This window comes from Paratractidigestivibacter sp. (assembly GCF_052362415.1).
Lineage (GTDB): Bacteria > Actinomycetota > Coriobacteriia > Coriobacteriales > Atopobiaceae > Paratractidigestivibacter.
Window position 1 is genome coordinate 1 of record NZ_DAWEMK010000131.1, and the last position, 1,898, is coordinate 1,898.

The following is a 1,898-nucleotide window of genomic DNA, read 5'->3' on the forward strand; positions in this document are numbered from 1 at the left end:
GCGGCGAGTCTGGCTCGACCCTTCGCTTCCTCCTTCCTGTGGCCGCCGCCCTCGGCTGCGGCGCGAGCCTCACCGGGCGCGGCAGGCTGCCCGAGCGGCCCCTCTCGCCCCTCTACGAGGAGCTCGTCGCCCACGGGGCCGAGCTCGGGGCGCAGGGTTCCATGCCGCTCGCCGTCGGCGGGGAGCTCTCATCGGGGTGCTTCACCATCGCGGGCAACGTCAGCTCCCAGTACGTGACCGGGCTTCTCCTCGCCGCGCCCCTCATGCAGGGCGCCTGCGAGGTGTTCGTCACCGAGCCCATAGAGTCGCTCCCCTACATCGACGTCACCGTGGCCGCGCTCGCCGAGTTCGGCGTGGACGTCGCCCGCGAGCGCCATGCCCAGGATGGAAAGAAGGGCCTGCTCTTCCGCGTGCCCGTGAGCTCGAGGCTCCACTCCCCGGGCCAGGTCAGCGTCGGCGGGGACTGGTCCAACGCCGCGTTCTGGCTCGCCGCGGGGGCGCTCTCGGAGGGCGGCGTCACGGTCAAGGGCGTGGATCTGCGCAGCACCCAGGGCGACCGCGCCATCCTCGCCGCGCTCGCCATGCTCGGGGCCCGCGTCGAGCGCGGGGCCTCGTCCGTCACGGTGCGCCCGGACGTCCTCAGGGGCTGCAAGCTCGACGTCCGAGCCTGCCCGGACCTCGTACCGCCCCTCGCGGCCGTGGCCGCCTGCGCCGAGGGCACGACCGAGATCGTCGGCGCCGAGCGCCTGCGGATCAAGGAGTCCGACCGCCTCCAGACGGTGAGCGATGCCGTGACCGCGCTGGGCGGCACTGTCCGCCAGACGAACGACGGCCTGGTCATCGAGGGCGCGCGCGAGCTTGCCGGCGGCGTCGTCGACGCGGCGAACGACCACCGCATCGCCATGATGTCCGCGATCCTCGCCGCCCGCGCGCAGGGCCCCTCGGTGATCCGCGGCGCGCAGTGCGTCGCCAAGTCCTATCCAGCCTTCTTCGACGACCTCGCCGCCCTCGGCGGCACCTGCGACCCAACCTGACCCGCGACCCGCGATCTTCGCGATCGCAAAAAAGGAGAAAGATGCCTTCCAGCTTCGGGAACACCCTGCGCGTGACGGTCTTCGGACAGTCGCACTCCGCCGGCGTCGGCTGTGTCGTCGAGGGGCTGCCCTCGGGCTTCGACGTCGACCAGGACCGCCTGGCCGCCTTCATGGCGCGCCGCGCCCCGGGCAACGCGCCGTGGACGACCCCGCGCAAAGAGAAGGACGCCGTGCGCGTCCTCAGCGGCCTGAACCCAGACGGCCGAACCTGCGGCGCGCCCCTGGCCGCCGTGATCGAGAACACGAACACGCGCAGCCAGGACTACAAGAACATCATGGGCGTCCCGCGCCCCGGGCACGCCGACTTCACCGCCTGGTCCAAGTGGCACGGCGAGCAGGACATCCCCGGCGGCGGGCACTTCTCGGGCCGCCTCACGGGCCCCTTGTGTGTCGCCGGCGGCATATGCCTGCAGTGGCTCGAGGAGCAGGGCGTCCGCGTCTCGGCCCACGTGGACGAGTGCGCGGGCGTCGCGGACGAGCACTTCTGCGCCCTCGGCAACTCCCCCGCCGCCAACGAGCGGCTCGCCGCGCAGATGGACGCGCTGGCGGACGGCCGCGACTTCCCCGCCATCGACGTGGGCGCGGCCGAGCGCATGACGGAGGCCATCATGGCCGCGCGCGCCCAGAAGGACTCCGTGGGCGGCGTCATCGAGTGCGCGGCCACGGGCCTTCCCGCGGGCGTCGGCTCCCCCATGTTCGATGGCCTGGAGAACACGATCGCCTACGCGGTCTTCGGCATCCCCTCGGTCAAGGGGATCGAGTTCGGCTTCTTCTTCGACATCGACTGCCCCGTGGCCTCAGACG

General features: G+C 72.4%; 2 protein-coding genes. Both read left to right on the forward strand.

Annotated elements, in window-relative coordinates; genetic code table 11:
* Positions 1 to 1,034 (forward strand): 3-phosphoshikimate 1-carboxyvinyltransferase (gene aroA / locus ACT84W_RS09705; protein WP_444329060.1); only part of this gene is annotated, 1,034 nt, incomplete at its 5' end.
* A gap of 41 nt (positions 1,035 to 1,075) precedes the next feature.
* Positions 1,076 to 1,898 (forward strand): chorismate synthase (aroC, locus tag ACT84W_RS09710; protein ID WP_444329061.1); only part of this gene is annotated, 823 nt, incomplete at its 3' end.